Origin of the sequence: Sphingorhabdus sp. 109, from assembly GCF_902506555.1 — a bacterium.
GTDB lineage: Bacteria > Pseudomonadota > Alphaproteobacteria > Sphingomonadales > Sphingomonadaceae > Parasphingorhabdus.
The window spans coordinates 3,210,421-3,225,436 of the sequence record NZ_LR732707.1; the positions used below are offsets into that span (position 1 = coordinate 3,210,421).

Sequence of the window (15,016 nt, forward strand, 5' to 3'; positions counted from 1 at the left end):
CGGTGAAAAGATCTCTGGCGCTGCTGTTCGGGCTGGCGGCTCTGCTGCTGGTGAGCTGGAACGGCTATCGCGCGCTGGTGGAACAGCGCGCGGGTTTCCCGCTACCCCTGCTCGCCCAACAGGTGGCGCAGGAGAAGCTTCCGGTTGCGGCGGACGACTGGCACGGCAAGATTGATTATCGCGGTCTCGACCGCGACTTTACGGTGCTGGCAGCGCGGCCCGAAATGGCAGGGCTGGCGGTAGCGATTGTCGAAGATGGCGAGCTGCGCTTTGTCGGAACCTATGGCGTGGTCGACAGGGCAAGCGGCGATCGGGTGATGCCGGATACGGTTTTCCGCTGGGCTTCGGTTTCAAAAGGCGTCGCGGGTGTGCTTGCGGCCCAATTGGCGGAAGAGGGCGGGCTCAATCTGCAGGCGCCATTGAGCAGCTGGCACTCTTCGCTACGGCTTCCGGGCAATGCTGAAACGCAGATAAATCTGGCGCAACTGCTCTCCCACCGGACAGGCCTCACGAAAAATGCCTATGACAGCAAGCTGGAGGACGGCGAGGATCCCGGAATGCTTCGCAGGCAGCTGGTCGATGCCCCTTTGCAATGCGTGCCGGGCAGCTGCCACAGCTACCAGAATATCGCCTTCGACGCGGCGAGCGAAATATTGGGTCAGGCAGCGGGAACATTATATTCTGATGCGGTGCAAAAGCGTCTGTTCGAACCGCTCGGCATGACAAGCGCGCAATTCGGCATGAGCGGTCTGACCGGCGCGAAAAGCTGGGCGCGGCCGCATCGCGGTGATCAGGTGCGGACCCTGTCGAAATCCTACTGGCGGGTGCCTGCAGCTGCCGGTGTGAGCAGCAATATTGTCGATATGGCCCGCTGGATGCGCGCGCAGATGGGCGAGAACAGCGATGTCCTCTCGGGCACAGCGCTGACGCTGGCCCATGCGCCCTTGGTCCGGACGCATCGTGTCTACAGGGGCGATCTGGCCCGCGCGCTAAAGGATCCGCATTACGGACTTGGCTGGCGCAGTTTTACCTATTCTGACCGGCAGTTGGTCGGGCACAGCGGAGCGGTAGACGGCTTTCGCTCGACGATGATTTTCGATCCAGCAGCGCGAACGGGCGTGGTTGCAATGTGGAACAGCAGCTGGGGCCGGCCATTCAGCCTGCCGTTCGCGGTGCTGGACAGTTTCTATGGCCAGTCCGGAAACAGCTGGCTCGATTTGTCGGATTTGCCTGCACCGGATGTTCCGCCGCCCGCGTCCTAGCCCAGCAGTCTGCGGCTTCCCCGGATCGCGCGTTGGGCCCAATCTCTCGCGCTGATTTTCGATGGTCTCATGAAAGCCGGAACTTCTATGTCGATATCGACATGGGAGCCCAGCAAGCTGACAAGCTCGCGCAGGGGGAAGACACCCTCTCCGGGGACCATCCGGTTCATCGCTTCATCCAGATAGTCGGCTGACAGATGCAAGGCGGGACCGTCGCAGAGCTGGGCGTAGCCGATGATAGCCGGATCGACGGATCGCAATTGCTCTATAGTGCCGCCAGTGCGGAACAGATGGAGCGCATCGATCGCGATGGCCAGATTGGGCTGGGCAAGACGAGTGTGTAGAGCAACGGCTTTTTGCAGGCTGTTGCAACCGGCGGCAAAGCCGGTGAATTCCAGTCCGACATCGAGATCGTGCGCGCGAGCCAGGGTACAAAGATGGGACAACTGGTCTTCCGCGCGGTGCGGATCGGTATCGTGAACATGGCTGACCAGCCGTCTGGCGCCGATTTCTGCGGCAAGACTGATGGCGGGGAGATAGTCGGCAACATCCCGCCCGGCCATCACCGGGAAATATTCCGCATTGATGACAGACACGTGATGGTCGCGGAGCAGACGCCCGAATGACGGAGCCGCATCCGCAGAAACCAGCGGGAACATATTGCGGCCTGCGGCATCAAGCGGAGAGGTGGTAAACAGGCAGACACCGGCCAGCCCGGCATCGGCGGCAAAGCGGACAAGACCCTCCGGTCCTCCCTCCATCATGGTGATCTGATGCAATGCCGGTTCGCGCATGGATTTACCCTAAAGCAGCTTGCATTGCTTTTGCCACCGGAGTCGGGGCTTTGCGGCTAGTCAATCTGCTAGCTGTATCATGTCATGGCGTCTCTATGTATTCCATGGAAAAGCCGATCACAGAATCGCGCCAAGAGGACCATTGCATGACCGAAGAAGATATTATTTCCGTTGCCGATGTGGTGCGTTTTCACGCGCAGGAACAACCGGATTCCGTGGTTTTCACCTATGAAGGTGACGAGATGACCTATGCGGCGCTTGATGAAGGCAGCAGCCGGGCGGCTCAGGCGCTGAAGTCGAAAGGCGTCGGCAAGGGCGACCGGATCGCCTATATGGGCAAGAATAGTCACCTTTATTTCGAAATATTGGTGGGGGCGGCGAAGCTGGGTGCCGTTATGGTCCCGGTCAACTGGCGTCTCGCCCCGCCGGAAGTGGCCTATATCCTCAACGACTGCCAGGCGAAGATCCTGTTCATCGGCCCCGGCTTTGATGATCTGGTCCGCAAGATCGCGGCCGATCTGGACCATGTCGATCTGATATTGGGCAGCGAGAAAGCCGAGGGTGAATTCGCCAGCTATCCGGAATGGCGTGATAGTTTCGACGCGGTTGATCCGATGGTCCCGTGCGCGGAGGATGATGACGCGCTACAGCTTTATACATCAGGCACGACCGGCCACCCAAAGGGTGCGATCATGACCAGCGGTTCGATTTTTTCCTCGCGCAGCTCCGGGTTGACCGAAGAAGATCTGATGGACTGGCAAAAGCCGATCCCGGGGGAGATTACCCTGCTGGCCATGCCCTGTTTCCATATCAGCGGCACCGGCACCGGCTTGGGCGTGATGTTCACTGGCGGCAGCGCGGTTGTCCTGCCCGAATATGACCCGACCCAGGCGCTGGACCTGATCGAGAAATACACGATCTCGAAAATTTTCATGGTGCCGGCGGCGATCCAGATATTGCTCAATCACCCCCGCGCCAAGGAGGTCGATTTTTCCGATCTGCAATATATCACCTACGGGGCATCGCCGATACCTCTGGAACTGATGAAGCAGGCGATGGATGTGCTGGGCTGCGGTTTCGTCCAGATGTACGGCATGACCGAAACGTCCGGGACGATCACGACGCTCAATCCGGAAGATCATGATGTCAACGGCAACGAGAAGATGCGCTCGGTCGGTACGCCTTTGCCCGGTGTCGAAATCAAGATCATCGATCCGGAAACGGGAGAGACCTTGCCGCCCTACACGATCGGCGAAATCGCAACCCGTTCGGCCAAGAATATGAAGGGCTACTGGAACCGGCCTGATGCCACTGCGGAAGCCATCGATGCCGACGGCTGGCTGAAGACGGGCGATGCCGGTTCGCTCGACGAGGATGGTTATCTCTATATCCAGGACCGACTGAAAGACATGATCATCTCCGGTGGCGAGAATGTCTATCCTGCGGAAGTGGAGAATGCGCTCTATGCCAATCCCAAAGTCGCGGATGTTGCCGTCATCGGAGTGCCCGATGAAAAATGGGGCGAAGCGGTAAAAGCCTGCGTGGTTGTCAAAAAGGGGCAGGAGCTGACCGAGGCAGAGCTGATCGCTGACGCGCGTCAGCGTATTGCCGGCTATAAATGTCCCAAGTCGATCGATTTCATCGACGCCCTGCCGCGCAATCCGTCGGGCAAGATTTTGCGCAAGGATTTGCGCGCACCTTATTGGGAAGGCAAGGACCGGGCAGTCAACTGATTGCCTGTGCGGCCGGAATCCCGTAAACCGTTCGTCCTGTGGCCGTCAAAGGGCCTGTTACCAAGTTGGCGCGACAGGCTTCGCACGAACCGTGCCGGGATAAAGGGAGAAGGGACATGGCGGAACTGGTGCTGCGGGAAGATCGGGACGGCTGGACGCTGCTGACGCTCAATCGGGCTGACAAGCTCAATGCACTGACGGTGGCGATGTTTCGCGAGCTGCGGCACCATGTCGAGGATCTGCGCAAGGATGACAGTATCGGCTGCGTCGTGCTCCGCGGTGCGGGCAAATGCTTTTCCGCCGGGCATGATCTCGGCGATATTGCCGAGGGCGAAGCGTTGCCGTCGGCCGGCTGGCATTCCGAAACCTTGCGGATGCTGGAAAAGCTGCCCAAGCCGGTGATCGCGGCTGTACACGGCCATTGCTATACGGGCGCGCTGGAAGTGGCGCTGGCGGCGGACTTCATTCTCGCAGCGGACAGCGCGCGCTTTGGCGATACCCATGCGAAATGGGCGTTGACCCCGGTGTGGGGGATGAGCCAGCGATTGCCGCGGCGAGTGGGCGTTGCCACCGCCAAACGGCTGATGTTTACCGCCGACATGATCAATGCCGAGGAAGCGGTGCGAATTGGTCTTGCCGAATATGCGGTGCCGCTCGCGCAGTTTGATACCGAGATCGAGGCACTGGCACGCAAGATCGTCGCCAATTCCGGATTTTCCCACGCCGCGAACAAGCGGCTGCTGGAGGCAACCGACGGCGGCCCGCTCGACGCCGGACTGCAATGGGAAGTGATGGAGAGCGAAGGCCACGGCCCCGATATGCACGAGCGGATTGGGGCTTTCATCGGGAAAGGCAAGTGATCGAAAGATGATTCGCTTGTTTTTGGCGTCTATATTGGTCTGAAAGCGGACTGCAGCGCTGGCACTTGCTCGAAATTGGTTTAGAATTGGCAGCAAGAATGCCCAACCATGATTCATGCCTCTGGCCAGCGAGACCCCAATGAATAGTAATCCCTTTTATCCGATCGGAATTCCGGGCCAGGCTTGGGGCGAATATGAACGGAAACAATGGCGGGCACGTCAATCCGTCCAGCGCCGATATGCTCAGGACGTTGTGCCGCGGATCGAGGCAATGACTGACCAATTTGATATCATCACATATGGCCAACTCGATTACGCTGAGGAAATCTATTCACTCTTCGCTCTGCGGAACGGTCCTCATGACCCGGCTCTGCCCACGGCGTTCGTAACCGGCGGCGTCCATGGCTATGAGACGAGTGGCATAATGGGTGCCCTTGAATTTCTGGAAACGCGCGCAGCCGACTATGTCGGAAAGATCAATCTTCTTGTCGCACCTTGCGTGAGCCCTTGGGCCTACGAGCGCGTCAATCGTTGGAATTACAACGCGCTGGATCCCAATCGCAACTTCAAGACAGGCAGCGAAGCGGCTGAGTGTGCCGCGCTGATGGCATTGGTGGCTGCGCAGCCCGGGCCGTTCCTTCTGCATATCGACCTGCATGAAACAACCGACAGCGACGAGACCGAGTTTCGTCCCGCGCTGGCGGCACGAGACGGGAAAAGCTATGAGCCGGATACCGTGCCGGACGGTTTCTATCTCGTCGATGACAGCGCGAACCCGCAACCCGCCTTCCAACAGGCGATCATCGCGGCGGTCGAACGGGTAACCCATATCGCTCCGCCGGATGAGAATGACATGATTATTGGTTCGCCAGTCGTCGCTGACGGCGTGATCGAATATCCGCAAGCCCAATATGCCATGTGTGGCGCCATGACCGATGCCCGGTTCAGGACAACCACCGAAGTCTATCCCGACAGCCCGCGAGCAACCCCGCAGATATGTGACGAGGCGCAGGTCACGGCTGTTTGCGCGGCGCTTGATTATGCGCTCGCGCACGCTTGAGGCGGCTGGAATATCTGTCTTGGCAGACGGGACAGCCGTCTATGCCGGGGCACCGGGCGTAATGATCGCATTGTCCGATTCGGTGGTCAGAAGCGCGCCGATCGAGGCGATGACGATGCAGCCGATGGCCAGCCATTGAAGGCCGCTGAGTTGTTCATGAAGAAGAAACATGCCTGCAATCGCGCCCACGGCCGGTTCGGCAGATAGCATCACGCCGAAGGTCCGCTCCGGGATGTGGCGCAGGGCAATCATTTCCAGTGAGTAAGGCAGAGCGCTGGAGAGCAGGGCGACACCCAGACCGACAAACAGCACCGACGGCAACAGCAAGGCTGTACCCGCGCTCATGACGCCAAAGGGCAAAATGACCAGTGCGGCGGTGCTCATGCCAAGGGCCACGGACTGTCCTGCGTGCATGTGCGACAGGCTCTTGCCGAAAACAATATACAGGGCCCAGAACAGGCCTGCTGCTGCGGCGAAAGCCACTCCGACGGGATCCAGTGCATGCACGCCGCCGCGGAGGGGCAGCAGAAGACCCAGTCCGACAACTGCGCAGCCAACCCAGACAAAGTGAATCCAGCGACGGGCGTGTATTAACGCCAGAGCCAATGGCCCGATAAATTCGATCGCGATAGCCGGTCCAAGCGGTATTGTGCGCAGTGACAGATAGAAGGCAAGATTCATCAGCCCCAGCACGAGCCCGTATAATAATATTCGGCCAGCATCAGCCTTGCTCAGCTTGAAACGCCAAGGGCGCCAAACGGCTATCAATATAAGCGCCGACAGGCTGACCCGCAGCGCGGATGTGCCCTCCGCACCGATCAGTGGAAACAGCTGTTTTGCGAAGGAAGTTCCTATCGCCAAGGAAGCCATCCCCCCGAACAGGGCAAGATAGGGCATGGCAGTCCAAAGGGACCGGGGCAGAGTGAAGTTTTGCGCAGATGTCGACATGATGCGCGCTATAATGCGCTTTGCATCGTTTGCCTCATAAAATCATCGGGGGATAGCGTGAGCATCCATTTTGACTATGGCGGCCGGCTGGAAAATCACTCAGCGCTGATGAGCACAACCCGGAACACGGAGCCCGAAAGGCAGATCAAGCCTCCCCCTCGATCGGGAGGGGGAGGCTTGTGGTTTTAGAACTGGACGCGCTTGGTGAAGCCGCCGTCGATGACCAGATGCGCGCCAGTGGTGTAGCTGGACGCGGGGCTGGCGAGGAAGACGACGCTGCGGGCTACGTCATCGGCGGTGCCGAAATCACCCAGAGCGAAGCCGGCTTTCGTGCCTTCATAAAATTCCGGCATGCCTTTCTCGATCTGCGACCAGTTGCCACCCGGGAATTTGATCGGGCCCGGGGATACCATGTTGACGCGGATGCCCTTGGGACCCAGCGCCTGGCCGAGCTGGCTGCCATAGGTGATCAGCGCGGCTTTCATCGCGTTGAAAGCCTGTGGCGCAACAAAGGTTTCGAAGGCTGCGGTGGAGGACATGAAAATCACGCTGCCATCGTCGGATTTTTCGAGATGGGGTTCCAGCACTTCCATCGCCTTGACCGCACCGAGAATGTCGGTGTTGAACGTAACTTCCCAGTCACCGGTTGCGCCGGCACCCGACGAGCTGACATTGTGGATGAAAATATCGCAGCCGCCGAGATCGCCCGCCGCTTTTTCAAGCCATTTGGCATAGCCGTCGAGATCGCTCATATCGAGCGCATCGGCGAAGACCTTGCCGCCGTGGGCTTCGAGCTCCTTTTTCGCCGTCGCAACCTGTTCGGCGTTGCGCGAGAAGAAGGCGACATCGGCGCCTTCTGCGGCAAAATGTTCCAGCGCTGCACGCCCGAGGCCACGGCTACCGCCGGTGAGAATGACTTTCTTGCCCTTGAGTCCTAAATCCATTGTCGTCTCCTTTATGTTTCGTGAAATCGGGGTTAGAATTTTGCTATGGCCGGTTCGCAGCTCCAGCCGATACCGCGCCGCAGCAGGTCATAGATGATCGGCTGCTGCCAGCCGGAACGGTCGACCTCAGGCCACCAGTCGAGCACCGGCTCCATGTCATAATGGCCACGGCAGTGTCCCATGGTCAGATAGAGCACGGCGCCTTCGCCCATCCGGCGGATATAGAAGACCGGATGGCGGCTCTTCTCGATATCGCTATGGACGAAGCCGCTGATATCGTCGGTGCCATTATATTCGGTGTCGAGCAGAACATCGAGTTCGGCGCGGGTCTCGACCAGATATTGTTCGTCGACGGTTTCAAAACTGGGGATGCCCTTGACCAGCGGATGATCCGGCTGGGCGTTGTCGACGGTGAACGGAATGATCGGCGGGTGGCTCAAAAAGCGCGTGCCGAGCGTGTCGGCGAAGACCGGCATTTCATCCGGTGCATCGACCCGGCCATCTTCCAGAAAGCGCAATACAGAATTGGTGCCATGCAGCGCGAAATAGCGGCCACCGTTGTTGACGAACTCCTGAATAGTCTTCTGCGCCGCCTCGCTGGGTTGCAGGTCGCAGGTATAGCTGACGAGGAAATCGGCATTTCTGATCGCTTCGAGATTTTCATAATCCTCGAATACGCGAACCCGGATCCGGTCATCCTCGGCGAGCAGCTTCATCACTTCCAGCCGGGCATAATCGATATCATGATATTTGCCTGCGGCGACCAGCACGCAGCGGATCGGTTTCTGGTCGGGGCGGCGTTCTGGCGCTTCGCTCATCTATTCTTTTCCTATTACGGGGTTTGTTTTGCCATCCCAGTCGAGATGCATCTGGCGCATTGCGGCAAAGCCGTCGAGGCCGGCCTGCGGGATCTGCAGATATTCGATAATCGTACCGGGGCCGCCGCCATAATCGGCGTAGAAAGCACCACCGACGCCACCGGGGAGGCTGACTTCCTGGATCACCTCGCCCCCCGCTTCTTCGGTCAGCGCGCGGGCGTGCGCCAGATCGTCGACCACCAGACAGAGATGCTGAACTCCTTGCAGACCTTTTTCCCGCCAGTCCTTAAACATCGACGGGGCCTCATTGTTCGGGCGGATCAGTTCGACCTGGATATCGCCCCAGTAGCCGATCGCCATGGAAAACTGGATATCGGAAGGCTCGCCGCGATATTTGACATTTTCCACTTCGACCTTTTCGGTGTGGAAAAACGGGCCGGCGCCCATTTTCCGGGTCCAGTAATCGAGCGCGGCGTCATAATCCTCCGGCACATAGCTGATCTGCATGATCGTGCCGAGTTTGGCGAGAGAGGCTGGCTTGTTGGTCATTCGCTGTCCTGCCAGACTTTCGAGGATGGCCGCTCGCCGATCCGATCGACAAATTTTGCCAGATTATTCGTGCCTTCAGGCAGCGACCAGCCGACGGTGTAGCCGAACTGGATGAAGCAATAGGCGATAAGGTCCGCCATGGTGAACTTGTCCTGGCAGATATAGTCTTTGCCTTCGAGCTGGCTGTCGAGCCACTTCCACTTGTTGTCCGCCATGCGCGACAGGTCGGCCGCGCCTTCAGCGCCGACGACTTCCATTCGCGGTTCGAACATCGGCCGTCCGGCACCGCCACGAAATCCGAGGGTCATCGGAACGGCGATTTCAAGATCAATACGCCGCGTCCACATCCGCACTTCTGCGCGCTCCTGGGCAGTGGATCCGATCAGCACGGGATCGGGATGGGTTTCCTCGAGATATTCGGCAATCGCCATGATCTCGCTGAGCATGAAACCATTGTCCAGTTCGAGCACCGGCGTGGTACCGAGAATATTCTTGTCGGCAAAATCCGGCTGCCGATTTTCCGCGGTGAGAATGTCGATATGGACCCGTTCGATATCGAGCCCCTTTTCGAGGATGAACATGCGGATGAATCGGGGATTGGGACCAAGGCTTGAATAAAGCTTCACGTGAGATTTCTCCTTCGGGGCGGATTCGCTTCCGTCTCTATATGATGTAAAGATACACAGGTAACCACCGGGGACTAACCTCTCAAAAACAACAGGCGATGCTGCCAGATTCACTAGTGGCCGAAGGGCCTGTTTAGGCTATTTTGATCGAAACAAAGACGTTCAGTTTTCAGGAGAAGATGATGGTTGAGACTTTAACCGGACATAATCGGTCTAACGGTATTTCCTACACGGAACTGCTGGAGGGTGACAAAGTCGCTCCCCCCGCCGTGTATCTCGAGGAATCTCCGATGGAGCCGGGCGTTACCACCGTCGAGGTCAGCCGCTACTGGTCCAAGGAAGAGCATGACCGCGAAGTCGAGAAGCTCTGGAAACGCGTCTGGCAGATGGCTTGTCACAAGGATGAGATCAAGAATGTCGGCGACACGTTCGTCTATGATATTGCCGAGCTGTCCTTTCTGGTGGTCCGCGTTTCGGAAGACGAGATCAAGGCCTTCCCGAACAGCTGTATGCACCGCGGCCGGGCAATTTGCGACAATCACAAAAAAGGCCAGAAGGCGCTGCGCTGCCCGTTCCATGGCTGGTCCTGGGAGCTCAACGGCAAGCTGAAAGAAGTGCCCTGCCAGTGGGATTTTCCCTCGGTCAGCGAAGAAACCCACAGCTTGCAGGAAGTCAGTGTCGGCGAGTGGGGCGGGTTCGTCTTCATCAATCCGGATCCGAATTGCGAGCCGCTGGAGGATTTCCTCGGCGATATCGATCGCCATTTCCAGATTCCCTTCGAGCGGCGCTACAAGGCTGCGCATATGATCAAGCGTCTGCCCTGCAACTGGAAGATTGCGCAGGAAGCCTTCATGGAATCCTATCATGTGGTCGGCACCCATCCCGAGCTGATGCCCGCCTTTGCCGATGCGAACAGCAAATATGATGTCTGGCACAATATTTCCCGTGCAATGTCTGCCCATGGTCAGCCCAGTCCGCATACCGGACTGGTCAATCCCGACCCGACAGCTTTCCCGGACCAGAAGGCGTTCCAGAGTTTCATCCACCCGATCAGCAAGCACAAGTTCGAACGGCTTGAGGAAAATCGCGTCAAAGTATCGCTGCCGAACGGCAAAAGCGGCATTTTCGATATGGAAGCCAATTATATCGAGGGCGATGTGACATCGGCCGATCCGCACATGTGTAACTGGATTGGCGGAAAGATCGCGCCGGCGGATGAAGATATGCCGATGGTTTATACCGATGAATCCGCACATGCATTGCGCGATGAGGCCGCACAGGCGCGCCGCGAGGAAATGCGGCCCATGTGGGGCGATATGGTCGACGAGATCAGTGACGCCGATCTGATGGACGCTATTTTCTACAGCGTGTTCCCGAACATCAGTCCATGGGCCGACTTCAACCCGATTTTCTACCGGTTCCGGCCGGATGGTGACAATCCGGAACAATCGCTGCATGAAGTCATGTTCATGGTTGCGCTGCCCGAGGGCGCGGAGCGGCCCGAACCGGCAAAATGCACGTTCCTCGACCTGGATGACGATTATACTCAGGCGGCTGAATTCGGCAGCTATCTGAACAAGATTTTCAATCAGGATTATCTCAACCACAAGGCGATGCAGAAAGGGGTCAAGAGTCAGCCGGATGGCGTCTCCCTGTTCGCGCAATATCAGGAATCGAAGCTACGCCATTTCCACGAGACGCTGAATTTGTGGCTGAATTCTGACGAACCGCCCAAGAGCCCGAAGCGGGCGGCTGCCTGACCTTGGTTGAGTCTGTCCCGGCCGGTTTTGAACGGGCGAAATTTTCGAACCCGTTTCTGGACATGGCCGGGCCCTATTATGTGCGGCCTGGTGACGAGGGCATCATCGTCGGTACGCGCATCCACGAGGGCCAGATCAATCATATTAACGTCGCGCACGGCGGCGTCCTCGGGACGCTCGCCGACGTGGCGCTGAGCCTGCAGGTTCATGAGGCCGAAAGGCCCCGTCTGCCGGTTGCTACGATGAGTCTGAATACCAACTATCTGGCTGCCGCAAAGCTGGATGACTGGGTCGAGGCCAATTGCCGGATCGATCGCATGAGCAAGCGTACCGCTTATTGCAGCGGCCGGATTGTCTGCGGCGACACGGTTCTTATGACGATGACCGCGGTGTTCGCGATTTTGCGGAAATAGCGATAGTGCGCCGCGCTTGACGCGGCAGATAATCTCTAGATCACGCGATCAGTCGGTCGCGCCGAGATACCCAAGCTGTCCGGCCTTGAAAATCGTCTGTCCGCGGTTGACGCTGTTCAGTTTCTGCCCGGCACGGTTAACATGATAGCGTATCGTCGCATGGCTGAGTGACAGGATCATGCTGATTTCCTTGTCGGTCTTGCCGATCGCCGCCCAGTGCAGACACTCGGCTTCCCGTTTGGACAGTATACAATTGGCCGGCATCCGGTGCTTTTCGCGCATGGCCAGTACATAGCCGGTGACGAAACGGCGGGTGATGATGCCGAAAAAATCGGAATAGAGCCGATAGGGTTCGGTAAGATCGGAGATATCGTGCTCCAGCGGGGTGAAGCTGACCGCAGCTATCTGGCCAAACGGCAGGTGCACCGGGATGAGAATAGCAGATTTTGCCGAGGTGCCGCCCTGCGCGTAGAAATCCTTCAGGTCGATCTTGTCGAGATATTCATTCGGCCAATGACCGTGGAAGCCGTCACCATTGCACCAGATCGGCTCGCTTTCGTAGCGGCAGGCCCTGGGCAGGGGGGAGCTGAGCGCGAGACGGGTATCTTCCCACCAGCGTTCGCCTTCAGCAACCCAGCCGAAGACGTCCTTGTTGATCAGATTGCCGTCGGCATCGACCAGATGCGCCTTGGATGAGATATCGGCGGAAACCGCTATTCTGAAGCCGTAGGACTGGGCAATCTTGTGCACGGCCTCGGCAGCAGGACGAATCTCCGCCGGATTGGTGATGGTGACACTGTTTACATTCTCCCGAAAACGTTTCCGTCCAATCTCGGGAATTTCTGCGATAAAATTGTCAGCCATCTGGCACTACTCCTTGCGACGCTTATTTTATGATCGCCGTGTGTCGCGTTGTTTGGTTTTCTAGTCAACCAAACATTCCTAACCATAATGATAGGAGCTGTAGTGCCTTCCGGCTTTTGCTATTCAATCGTTCCGATCAGTTCGCCGACCGGATATTCTTCGCCATCGGCCTGGATAAGAATTTTCAGTTTTCCGCTTGCTGGCGATTCGACTTCCTGTGTCGATTTCTCATTTTCCAGCGCGTAAATTTCCTGTCCGGCGGTGACATCTGCGCCGTCCTCGACCAGCCATTCTGCAAGGATACCCGATTCCATGCTGAAGCCCAGTTTCGGTATTCTGATTTCTGTAGCCATTGTAATTTATCCTAAGATTTTGTGCACTTCGCGTTCGATGTCGTCCTGGCTGAACATCCAGGCCTTTTCGATCGCTGGGGAAAAGGGAACGGGCGCATAGCCGGAGCCGACGCGGCCGACGGGTGCTTTCAGTTCGGAAAAGAGTTCTTCGTGGATGCGCGAAGAAATTTCCGCGCCCACACCGAAGTTCCTGACCGCTTCGTGGACAACGACCGCAGCCTTTGTCTTGGCGACGCTTTTCAGCACCGTTTCTTCATCGAATGGCGCAATGGTGCGCAGATCGACGATTTCACAGGAGATGCCGTCTTCGGCCAGCTTGTCTGCGGCAGCATGGCACCGGCTGATGCTGCTGCCATAGCCGATCAGGGTGACATCCGTGCCTTCGCGCGGGACAGACGCCTTGCCGAGCGGCACCGTATGATCGGCTGCCGGAGCGGGGCCTTTGACAAAATAGCCCGGCGTATTCTCGATGAAGATCACCGGATTGGGATCCATGATCGAGGAATAGAGCAGGCCATAGGCATCCGCCGGATTGGATGCGGCAACAACCTTCAGGCCGGGAACATGGGCCAGCCATGCCTCGAGCATGTCGCTATGCTGACCACCAAGACCGGTGCCGGCACCGGTGGTGGTGCGGATTGTCAGCGGAACCGTGGTCTGTCCGCCAGACATGAAGCGAAGCTTGGCGGCATGGTTGACGATCTGGTCCATCGCCACGGTGATGAAGTTCATCAGCATGATCTCGGCGACCGGCTTGTAGCCGACCATTGCGGAGCCAACCGCGGCGCCGACAATTGCCTGTTCGGAAATCGGGGTCGAACGGACGCGGTCCGTGCCGAATTTCTCGGACAGGCCGAGCGTCACCTTGAACACGCCACCGCCCTGTTCGTCGGCGATATCTTCACCCATCAAAATGACTTTGGGATCGTCTTCCATCGCCTTGGCCATCGCCATGTTGCAGGCCTGGGCGAACATGATTTCTTTTGGTTTCTCGCTCATGCTGCAATCTCCACGTCGAGTACATCGATGCGATATTCCTCGCCCGGAGGATAGGGGGTGTCGAGCGCAAATTGTGACGCTTCCTCGATGATCGCTGCGTTTTTCGCTTCGATCGCGGCAATATCCGCTTCGCTGATCTGCAGATCGAGCAACTGCTGGCGCAGGATTGGCATCGGATCGTCTTTCTTCGCCTGCTCCATTTCCTCTTTCGGGATATAATGGCTGGTATCGCCAAGCAGATGGCCGTGGAACCGGAAGGTCATCGCCTCGATCAGCGTCGGTCCGTGGCCGGCACGCGCATATTCGACCGCTTCTTTCGCGGCTGCATACATCGCGCTGGCATCATTGCCGTTCACTTGCACCGACCGCATGCCAAGGCCTTCGCCGCGCTGCTTGATCGAATCAGAGCTGGTGGCAAAAGCCATCGGGGTATGTTCGGAATAAAGGTTGTTCTGGCACAGGAAGATTACCGGAAGCTTCCAGATCTGGGCCATGTTGAGGCCCTCGTGGAAAGCACCGATATTGGTAGCGCCATCGCCGAAGCAGCAGACGGTGACCTTGCCATCCTTGTCGAGCTGGCTGGCGAGACCGAGGCCGTTAGCAATGGGAATGCCCGAGCCAACGATACCGGTGGTCACCATCACTCCGGTTTCGGGATGGGTGATATGCATCGGCCCGCCCTTGCCCTTGCAAGTGCCCGCCATCTTGCCGGCAAATTCGGCCCAGAGATCTTTGGAAGGAATGCCCTTGGCGAGCTGGTCATGCAGGCCGCGATAAATCGTGACCAGATAATCTTCCTTGTTCACCGCTGCCATCATTGCCGAGGAGACAACTTCCTGTCCGCGCACGGGATAATAGACGATTTGCAACTGGCCCGCTCCGATCATCTGCCGGAATTTGATATCCGACTGCATGATCAGGTCGGCGCGGGTAAAAATATCGATGAGGACGTCTTTGTCCGCCATGTCACTATTTGCCAAGGCTTTGCTCCTTTGTAATGCGGCCCTCTGAAGGGGACGCTATCCTTAAAAAA

16 protein-coding genes are annotated in these 15,016 nt (G+C 57.9%); 6 read left to right on the forward strand and 10 right to left on the reverse strand.

Annotated features, from left to right (window positions below; all coding sequences use genetic code 11):
• The first annotated feature begins 2 nt into the window (after positions 1-2).
• Positions 3-1,262, forward strand: a complete 1,260-nt coding sequence (locus BOSE62_RS15325; RefSeq protein ID WP_236554070.1) for a serine hydrolase domain-containing protein — start codon at positions 3-5, stop codon at positions 1,260-1,262.
• On the opposite strand, the gene BOSE62_RS15330 is transcribed toward BOSE62_RS15325, so the two are convergent.
• Positions 1,259-2,056: a sugar phosphate isomerase/epimerase family protein gene (locus tag BOSE62_RS15330; RefSeq protein ID WP_159647604.1), complete on the reverse strand. Its 798-nt coding sequence runs from the start codon at positions 2,054-2,056 to the stop codon at positions 1,259-1,261. The two genes, BOSE62_RS15325 and BOSE62_RS15330, sit on opposite strands and share 4 nt — an antisense overlap.
• Before the next feature lie 146 nt (positions 2,057-2,202).
• Between BOSE62_RS15330 and BOSE62_RS15335 the strand changes: the two genes are divergently transcribed.
• From BOSE62_RS15335 to BOSE62_RS15345, 3 genes are all read left to right on the forward strand, one after another.
• Positions 2,203-3,789, forward strand: coding sequence for a fatty acid--CoA ligase (locus BOSE62_RS15335; protein WP_159647605.1), 1,587 nt, complete (start codon positions 2,203-2,205; stop codon positions 3,787-3,789).
• Between the two features lie 116 nt (positions 3,790-3,905).
• Entirely contained in the window at positions 3,906-4,649 is a 744-nt protein-coding gene (locus BOSE62_RS15340) for an enoyl-CoA hydratase/isomerase family protein (protein ID WP_159647606.1), read from the forward strand.
• A 271-nt stretch (positions 4,650-4,920) separates the two neighbouring features.
• A complete protein-coding gene (locus BOSE62_RS15345) occupies positions 4,921-5,709 on the forward strand; it encodes a M14 family metallopeptidase (protein ID WP_201295690.1) in 789 nt (262 codons plus the stop codon).
• Positions 5,710-5,748: 39 nt separating this feature from the next.
• Here the strand turns inward: BOSE62_RS15345 and BOSE62_RS15350 are convergent, their stop codons facing one another.
• The 5 genes from BOSE62_RS15350 to BOSE62_RS15370 form a co-directional block, all read right to left on the reverse strand.
• Complete coding sequence (locus BOSE62_RS15350) at positions 5,749-6,579, reverse strand: EamA family transporter (protein ID WP_328799800.1); 831 nt, start codon at positions 6,577-6,579, stop codon at positions 5,749-5,751.
• A 263-nt stretch (positions 6,580-6,842) separates the two neighbouring features.
• Positions 6,843-7,601, reverse strand: a complete 759-nt coding sequence (locus BOSE62_RS15355) for an SDR family NAD(P)-dependent oxidoreductase (protein ID WP_159647609.1) — start codon at positions 7,599-7,601, stop codon at positions 6,843-6,845.
• Positions 7,602-7,633: 32 nt separating this feature from the next.
• Positions 7,634-8,419, reverse strand: coding sequence for a ThuA domain-containing protein (locus BOSE62_RS15360; RefSeq protein WP_159647610.1), 786 nt, complete (start codon positions 8,417-8,419; stop codon positions 7,634-7,636).
• On the reverse strand, positions 8,420-8,968 hold the full coding sequence (locus BOSE62_RS15365) for a VOC family protein (protein WP_159647611.1): 549 nt from the start codon (positions 8,966-8,968) through the stop codon (positions 8,420-8,422).
• Positions 8,965-9,594, reverse strand: a complete 630-nt coding sequence (locus BOSE62_RS15370; protein ID WP_159647612.1) for a glutathione S-transferase family protein — start codon at positions 9,592-9,594, stop codon at positions 8,965-8,967. The genes BOSE62_RS15365 and BOSE62_RS15370 overlap by 4 nt, the downstream gene beginning before the upstream one ends.
• Positions 9,595-9,776: 182 nt before the next feature.
• Between BOSE62_RS15370 and BOSE62_RS15375 the strand changes: the two genes are divergently transcribed.
• Both BOSE62_RS15375 and BOSE62_RS15380 read left to right on the forward strand, forming a co-directional pair.
• On the forward strand, positions 9,777-11,354 hold the full coding sequence (locus BOSE62_RS15375) for an aromatic ring-hydroxylating oxygenase subunit alpha (protein WP_159647613.1): 1,578 nt from the start codon (positions 9,777-9,779) through the stop codon (positions 11,352-11,354).
• A 2-nt stretch (positions 11,355-11,356) separates the two neighbouring features.
• The gene (locus tag BOSE62_RS15380; protein ID WP_159647614.1) at positions 11,357-11,767 is read left to right on the forward strand and encodes a PaaI family thioesterase; all 411 of its coding nucleotides are present in this window, start codon (positions 11,357-11,359) and stop codon (positions 11,765-11,767) included.
• Positions 11,768-11,815: 48 nt separating this feature from the next.
• Here the strand turns inward: BOSE62_RS15380 and BOSE62_RS15385 are convergent, their stop codons facing one another.
• The 4 genes from BOSE62_RS15385 to BOSE62_RS15400 form a co-directional block, all read right to left on the reverse strand.
• Positions 11,816-12,631 carry a helix-turn-helix domain-containing protein gene (locus BOSE62_RS15385; protein WP_159647615.1) on the reverse strand — a complete coding sequence of 272 codons (816 nt, stop codon included), beginning with the start codon at positions 12,629-12,631 and terminating at the stop codon, positions 11,816-11,818.
• 119 nt (positions 12,632-12,750) lie between these two features.
• A complete protein-coding gene (locus BOSE62_RS15390; protein WP_159647616.1) occupies positions 12,751-12,984 on the reverse strand; it encodes a biotin/lipoyl-containing protein in 234 nt (77 codons plus the stop codon).
• A 6-nt stretch (positions 12,985-12,990) separates the two neighbouring features.
• Positions 12,991-13,983: an alpha-ketoacid dehydrogenase subunit beta gene (locus tag BOSE62_RS15395; protein ID WP_159647617.1), complete on the reverse strand. Its 993-nt coding sequence runs from the start codon at positions 13,981-13,983 to the stop codon at positions 12,991-12,993.
• A complete protein-coding gene (locus BOSE62_RS15400) occupies positions 13,980-14,963 on the reverse strand; it encodes a thiamine pyrophosphate-dependent dehydrogenase E1 component subunit alpha (RefSeq protein WP_321325804.1) in 984 nt (327 codons plus the stop codon). Before BOSE62_RS15400 ends, BOSE62_RS15395 begins: the two co-directional genes overlap by 4 nt.
• Positions 14,964-15,016: the final 53 nt, after the last annotated feature.

What these genes read in the sequence shown, in the direction of transcription:
- BOSE62_RS15340 (WP_159647606.1), top strand. Translation starts at nt 3,906, where the DNA reads ATGGCGGAACTGGTGCTGCGGGAAGATCGGGACGGCTGGACGCTGCTG.
- BOSE62_RS15385 (WP_159647615.1), bottom strand. Translation starts at nt 12,631, where the DNA reads ATGGCTGACAATTTTATCGCAGAAATTCCCGAGATTGGACGGAAACGT.
- BOSE62_RS15390 (WP_159647616.1), bottom strand. Translation starts at nt 12,984, where the DNA reads ATGGCTACAGAAATCAGAATACCGAAACTGGGCTTCAGCATGGAATCG.
- BOSE62_RS15330 (WP_159647604.1), bottom strand. Translation starts at nt 2,056, where the DNA reads ATGCGCGAACCGGCATTGCATCAGATCACCATGATGGAGGGAGGACCG.
- BOSE62_RS15365 (WP_159647611.1), bottom strand. Translation starts at nt 8,968, where the DNA reads ATGACCAACAAGCCAGCCTCTCTCGCCAAACTCGGCACGATCATGCAG.
- BOSE62_RS15355 (WP_159647609.1), bottom strand. Translation starts at nt 7,601, where the DNA reads ATGGATTTAGGACTCAAGGGCAAGAAAGTCATTCTCACCGGCGGTAGC.
- BOSE62_RS15350 (WP_328799800.1), bottom strand. Translation starts at nt 6,579, where the DNA reads ATGGCTTCCTTGGCGATAGGAACTTCCTTCGCAAAACAGCTGTTTCCA.
- BOSE62_RS15360 (WP_159647610.1), bottom strand. Translation starts at nt 8,419, where the DNA reads ATGAGCGAAGCGCCAGAACGCCGCCCCGACCAGAAACCGATCCGCTGC.
- BOSE62_RS15395 (WP_159647617.1), bottom strand. Translation starts at nt 13,983, where the DNA reads ATGAGCGAGAAACCAAAAGAAATCATGTTCGCCCAGGCCTGCAACATG.
- BOSE62_RS15345 (WP_201295690.1), top strand. Translation starts at nt 4,921, where the DNA reads ATGACTGACCAATTTGATATCATCACATATGGCCAACTCGATTACGCT.
- BOSE62_RS15335 (WP_159647605.1), top strand. Translation starts at nt 2,203, where the DNA reads ATGACCGAAGAAGATATTATTTCCGTTGCCGATGTGGTGCGTTTTCAC.
- BOSE62_RS15375 (WP_159647613.1), top strand. Translation starts at nt 9,777, where the DNA reads ATGGTTGAGACTTTAACCGGACATAATCGGTCTAACGGTATTTCCTAC.